Origin of the sequence: Vreelandella venusta, assembly GCF_007989605.1 — a bacterium.
GTDB lineage: Bacteria > Pseudomonadota > Gammaproteobacteria > Pseudomonadales > Halomonadaceae > Vreelandella > Vreelandella venusta.
Window position 1 is genome coordinate 68,980 of record NZ_BJUL01000017.1, and the last position, 6,000, is coordinate 74,979.

A 6,000-nucleotide genomic window follows, 5' to 3' on the forward strand; every position below is an offset into this window, starting at 1 on the left:
AGCCTGCGCAATGAAATATGGCAAAAGCCTCGTTAGCTCTGCTAGCGGGGCTTTTTTAATGGCTAACTGCGACGTTTGTTGCGTTTGTCCTGATCGGAGGTTGACAGGCTGAGGGCGCTAATGGAATCTTGTGTGTTCCTGATTTGCGGGCGCGGAACCAACGGGCAACCCCTAATCCCCGCGCGAAGGGTAGGCGAAAGCCTTTACCCGCCGAAGGACTTCCGGGCTTGGGCTAACCGTCCGACCTGGCCAACGCCCCGACACGGCAAACCGTCGTGTAAGGTAGCTACTGGCGTATTTGATGATATACCGGTGCTTCCGATGAGAGTGCAGGCCCTAACCGGGCCATATGCCAGGGTTTGGCATCAGGTGCCGGCATGGGCCGGCAGCGGCATACCGCCGCACTCGACACCGCAGGATGTCCTGCGGATCGCACTCGAGACCTCCAGGGGAGAAACACAGTGGAACTGCTTTCCGGCGCAGATATGATCGCCCGCTTCTTGCAGGATGAGGGCGTTGAGTACATTTATGGTTATCCCGGCGGCGCGGCGCTGCACATTTACGATGCGCTGTTCCGCCAGGACAAGGTGAAGCACATTCTCGTGCGTCACGAACAGGCTGCAACTCACGCAGCAGATGGCTATGCCCGTGCGGCGGGTAAGCCAGGCGTGGTGCTAGTCACCTCGGGTCCTGGTGCTACCAATGCGGTTACCGGCATTGCGACTGCCTATATGGATTCGATTCCAATGGTCGTGCTGTGCGGTCAGGTCATGAGCCACCTGATTGGTGACGATGCCTTCCAGGAAACCGATATTGTGGGTGTAACTCGCCCCATCGTGAAGCACAGCTTCTCAATTCGGCATCCGTCTGAAATTCCAGAAGTGCTGAAAAAAGCCTTCTATCTTGCGGCGACTGGTCGCCCGGGTCCGGTCGTGGTCGATATCCCTAAAGATATGACGGCACCGACCGAGCGCTATGAGTACGTCTACCCGAAAAAGGTCAAGATGCGCTCCTATAACCCGGTTACCCGGGGGCATACCGGTCAAATTAAAAAAGCCGTTGAGATGATGCTGAAAGCCAAGCGCCCGGTGTTCTATACCGGCGGTGGCGTGGTAACTGGCAAGGCAAGCGAAGGGTTGACCGATTTGGTCAAACAGCTCGGCTTCCCCATTACCACAACGTTGATGGGCATCGGCGCCTACCCGCAAAGTGATCGGCAGTGCCTGGGCTGGTTGGGGATGCACGGCTCGTATGAGTCCAATATGGCCATGCACCATGCGGATTTAATTATCGCTATTGGCGCGCGTTTTGATGACCGAGTGACCAACAACACGTCGAAGTTTTGCCCCACGGCAAAAATCATTCACGTGGATGTGGACCCAAGCTCGGTATCTAAAACCGTACGTGCAGATGTGCCCATCGTTGGGCCAGCGTCTAGCGTCATTAATGAAATGATCAGCCTGGTTCAGGGGCAGTCAATTTCGCAGCCTGAAGCGCTAGCCGAGTGGTGGCAAAAGATTGACGGCTGGCGCGCCGAGCGTGAAGGCAAGCTATACGAGCCTTCTAAGCCAGGCGAAGTGTTGAAGCCACAGGAAGTTATCGAAGCGCTATGCCGTGTTACTCGCGGTGAAGCCTATGTGACGACGGATGTTGGCCAGCACCAGATGTTTGCTGCTCAGTACTACAAGTTTGATAAGCCTAACCGTCTGATCACGTCGGGTGGTTTGGGCACCATGGGCTTTGGCTTCCCGGCTGCCATGGGTATCAAGCAGAACTTCCCTGATGACGACGTTGTGTGTGTCACAGGGGAAGGCAGCTTCCAGATGATGATGCAGGAGCTTTCTACCTGTAAGCAGTACGGCGTGGGCGTCAAAATTGTAAACCTCAACAATGCATCGCTGGGCATGGTTAGGCAGTGGCAGGATTTGAACTACAAGTCCCGTCATGCGCACTCCTATATGGAGTCGCTGCCAGACTTCCACATGCTAATTGAGGCTTACGGATTTACCGCAATCACCGTGAACACACTTGATGAGTTGGAACCGGCGCTAGAGCGCGCCTTTGCTGACAAGCATGAGCTAGTGTTCCTGGATGTGAAGGTTGATCCCTTTGAGCACGTCTATCCGATGCAGGTACCGCTGGGTGCCATGCGTGACATGCTGCTGTCTAAAACGGAGCGTACCTGATGCGTCATATCATCTCGATTCTGATGGAAAACGAACCGGGTGCGCTGTCACGTGTGGTCGGGCTGTTCTCCCAGCGTAACTTCAACATTGAAACGCTGAACGTTGCACCGACCGAAGACCCGTCGCTGTCACGCCTGACGGTGACCACCGTGGGTGATGACCGAGTGATTGAGCAAATCACCAAGCATCTTAATAAGCTGATTGATGTGGTGAAGCTGGTCGACCTGACGGAAGGTAACCACATTGAGCGTGAGCTGATGCTGGTTAAAGTAAAAGCGTTAGGTGCTGCCCGCGATGAAGTGAAGCGTACGGTGGATATTTTCCGGGCGCAGATCGTCGACGTAACACCAAGCCTTTATACCGTTCAGATTACCGGTGACGCCGCTAAGCTGGATGCCTTCCTACAGGCCATGGCGCCAGTAGGCATTCTCGAAGTGGCGCGTACCGGGGTGTCCGGTATTGCTCGCGGCGATAAAGTTCTATCGTTGTAAACGCAACATGCTAGCTGAATCAGTCGTTGGCAAAGCCGTCCTTATCAGGGCGGCTTTTTTTGTATCCTTTAAGCACACGTTAACCTGGCGTCACAGTCGCCCAAAACGCGTCAATCATCGGATTTTTGAGGCGTCGGTTAAGCACGCAAACTCCGACATCGTAGTGGGGTAGCTCGGGTTTTACGTTGAGTACTTGCACACGTTCGGACAGCGGGCTGTTATCTAGCACGATTTTGGGTACCACTCCCACGCCAAACCCCAGCCCTACCATGCTGACAATCGCTTCGTGCCCAGCGACTTGGGCATAAATGCGTGGCGTAATGCCCATCGCTTTAAACCACGTGTTGGCGTACTCCCTTGAAAGCCCGGCCTCTGAAAGAATCATCGGGACATCACGCCACTGCTCGGCTGTTGAGCTTTCCGGCTGGCTTGGCAGCCAGTCGTGGGCTTCTGTCGGTGCAATAAACAGCAGCGGCGAGCGGGTAAGTGATTTAAACGCCAGGGCGCTGGGGGGAATCCGCGGCCGGGGGGTGATGGCCATATCGTCTGCGCCTTCCAGTACCCGCGACATGGCATCCGCGGGGTCGCCGGTATGCAGCTTTAATTCGATACCGGGGTGTCGAGTACGCACATCACTCAGGAGCTCGTAGAGAAAGCTATAGCTGGCGGTTACCGAGCAGTAAATGCTTATTTCGCCACTCAGCTGTGCCACCGTGGCGGCCAGTGTTCGCTTCTGCATTTCCCATTGCTCTAAGGTCTCTTTTGCATAGTGCTGAAACGCTAAGCCTTGAGGGGTTAGCGTGACATGGCGATTGTCGCGCTCAAATAGTTGCGTGCCTAGCTCGCTTTCAACCTGCTGGATTGAGCGGCTTAGGGTGGAGGGGCTGATATGACAAAGCTCGCTGGCGCGGCCAAAGTGCAGCGTCTCGGCCAGTGTTACCACATGCTTTAATAAGCGGAAATCCATAGTAAGCCCACTGTTAAGATCGGTGTTTCATAATTAGAAATAGTATGTTGCAAATATAGCGTTTTACGCAATGGTGGCGGTGGCGTAGAGTGATCTCAATGCCAAAGCCCAGTGCTGCAAAAGACGGCACGGGTGGCCATCAACGCTGACATATACGCAATAAAAACTTTTGGTTTCATCGACTTCTGGAGTCTCGCCATGCACGTTTATTACGATAAAGATTGTGACCTGTCCCTCATTCAGGCTAAGAAAGTCACTATTGTTGGTTATGGTTCGCAAGGCCATGCCCATGCGAATAACTTGAAAGAGTCTGGCGTCGACGTCACAGTTGCTCTGCGCAAAGGTTCTTCCTCTGCCGCCAAAGCAGAAGCCGCAGGCCTGAAAGTGGCAAGCGTTCCAGAAGCGTGCAAAACCGCAGACGTTGTCATGATTCTGGCGCCGGATGAGAATCAAAAAGCGATCTATGAGCAAGAAGTAGAGCCGAACTTGAAAGAGGGCGCGACCTTGGCCTTCGCTCATGGCTTTAACATCCACTACAACCAAATCGAGCCGCGCAAAGATCTAGATGTCATCATGATCGCGCCGAAAGCGCCAGGTCACACGGTTCGTTCTGAGTTTGTTAAAGGTGGCGGCATTCCTGACCTGATCGCTATCCACCAGGATGCATCTGGTAATGCCAAAGAATTGGCGCTTTCCTACGCGGCAGGCGTCGGTGGCGGCCGTAGCGGTATCATCGAAACTACCTTCAAAGATGAGACCGAAACGGATCTGTTTGGCGAGCAAGCAGTTCTGTGTGGCGGCGCAGTTGAGCTGGTTAAAGCTGGCTTTGAAACGCTGACTGAAGCAGGCTATGCGCCAGAAATGGCTTACTTCGAGTGTCTGCATGAGCTTAAGCTGATTGTTGACCTGATGTACGAAGGCGGCATCGCCAACATGAACTACTCCATCTCCAACAATGCGGAGTACGGTGAGTATGTGACTGGCCCTGAAGTGATTAACGATGAGTCTCGTGCTGCAATGCGCAATGCACTCAAGCGTATCCAAACGGGTGAGTATGCCAAAATGTTCATCCAGGAAGGCAACACCAACTACCCGTCGATGACGGCACGTCGTCGCTTGAATGCTGAACACGAAATTGAGCAAGTAGGTGCTAAGCTACGTGGCATGATGCCGTGGATCGCTGCCAACCAGTTGGTTGATAAATCGAAAAACTAAGCGGTTAGCGTGTTAGTACGCTAGTGAAAGTCTCGGGGCGCACATTGTTGCGCCCCGAGTCGTTTGGCGTCGCATGCTGCAATTGACTGGCTGAGTTAGCGTCACCGTGTAGAATGAAAAGGGATCACTGTTCTTGTGACTTCACTTCAAACGGATGATATTTATGACCCAGGATGCTCGCGATCAAGAGCGTAAACAGGCCCCACAGTCAGTGCCCCAAGAAGGCCAGAAAATAGAAGAGAGTGGCACTGGAGAGCAAGAAGACGCTAGTCATGAAAAGCTGAGTAATGGCAGCGTAAGTCATGGCGACATAAGCAATGAAGATCTTGCTAGCGTTTTTTTGCGCGAAACCGAGGTGGTTGAAGAAGCGGTTGAAGACGGTAAGAAGATTCGCCGAAAAGGCATTTACTTATTACCTAACTTGTTTACTACGTCTGCGCTGTTTTCAGGGTTCTTCGCGGTGGTGGCGGGGATTAACGGAGAATTCACTTCGGCAGCAGTGGCAATTTTTATCGCCATGGTGCTTGATGGGCTTGATGGCCGTGTTGCCCGGATGACCAATACTCAAAGCGAGTTTGGCGCCGAGTACGATAGCCTTTCCGACATGATCTCGTTCGGTATGGCGCCTGCATTGGTGGCTTTTACCTGGATTTTACAAGACATCGGTAAAACGGGTTGGGTCGTAGCATTTCTTTATGTGGCTTGTGCTGCACTGCGCCTGGCGCGCTTTAATGTACAGATTGGTAGTGTTGATAAGAAATGGTTTATCGGCTTACCAAGCCCATCCGCTGCCGCTTTAGTGGCTGCAAGTGTATGGACCTTCCATAGTTTTGATGCAGATGCGGTAGGTTTTAAGCTGCTTATGCTGTTTGTAGTAGGGGCGGCGGGGGTGCTTATGGTTAGCAATATCCGTTATTACAGCTTCAAAGACCTCGATTTTAAAAAGCCTGTACCTTTTGTTGTGCTGTTAGCGGTGGTGCTAGGGTTCGTCATGATCTCAGTGGAACCGTCTGTCATGCTGCTACTGCTTTTTGGTACTTATGTGTGCTCAGGGCCCGTCTTGGCCGTTATGCGCAAGGCCAAGCCTAGAAGTTAAAGTTTATTCGCATTTTCTCAAAAAACTACTTGCCAAGACGGCAGC

General features: G+C 52.9%; 5 protein-coding genes. 4 read left to right on the forward strand and 1 reads right to left on the reverse strand.

Going from position 1 to position 6,000, the window contains the following annotated elements; translation table 11 throughout:
- The first annotated feature begins 461 nt into the window (after positions 1-461).
- Complete coding sequence (locus tag HVE01_RS16065; RefSeq protein ID WP_125753799.1) at positions 462-2,186, forward strand: acetolactate synthase 3 large subunit; 1,725 nt, start codon at positions 462-464, stop codon at positions 2,184-2,186.
- Positions 2,186-2,677: an acetolactate synthase small subunit gene (gene ilvN / locus HVE01_RS16070; RefSeq protein ID WP_027336791.1), complete on the forward strand. Its 492-nt coding sequence runs from the start codon at positions 2,186-2,188 to the stop codon at positions 2,675-2,677. The genes HVE01_RS16065 and ilvN overlap by 1 nt, the downstream gene beginning before the upstream one ends.
- Positions 2,678-2,756: 79 nt before the next feature.
- Here ilvN and ilvY read toward each other — a convergent pair whose 3' ends face one another.
- Entirely contained in the window at positions 2,757-3,644 is an 888-nt protein-coding gene (gene ilvY, locus HVE01_RS16075; protein WP_125751606.1) for an HTH-type transcriptional activator IlvY, read from the reverse strand.
- 198 nt (positions 3,645-3,842) lie between these two features.
- Between ilvY and ilvC the strand changes: the two genes are divergently transcribed.
- Positions 3,843-4,859, forward strand: coding sequence for a ketol-acid reductoisomerase (ilvC, locus tag HVE01_RS16080; protein ID WP_016916053.1), 1,017 nt, complete (start codon positions 3,843-3,845; stop codon positions 4,857-4,859).
- Between the two features lie 163 nt (positions 4,860-5,022).
- The gene (pssA, locus tag HVE01_RS16085; protein WP_125751603.1) at positions 5,023-5,955 is read left to right on the forward strand and encodes a CDP-diacylglycerol--serine O-phosphatidyltransferase; all 933 of its coding nucleotides are present in this window, start codon (positions 5,023-5,025) and stop codon (positions 5,953-5,955) included.
- Positions 5,956-6,000 lie beyond the last annotated feature (45 nt).

Bases quoted from the DNA above. Each gene is read 5' to 3' on its own strand.
- ilvN (WP_027336791.1), top strand. From the start codon at position 2,186: ATGCGTCATATCATCTCGATTCTGATGGAAAACGAACCGGGTGCGCTG.
- ilvY (WP_125751606.1), bottom strand. From the start codon at position 3,644: ATGGATTTCCGCTTATTAAAGCATGTGGTAACACTGGCCGAGACGCTG.
- ilvC (WP_016916053.1), top strand. From the start codon at position 3,843: ATGCACGTTTATTACGATAAAGATTGTGACCTGTCCCTCATTCAGGCT.
- pssA (WP_125751603.1), top strand. From the start codon at position 5,023: ATGACCCAGGATGCTCGCGATCAAGAGCGTAAACAGGCCCCACAGTCA.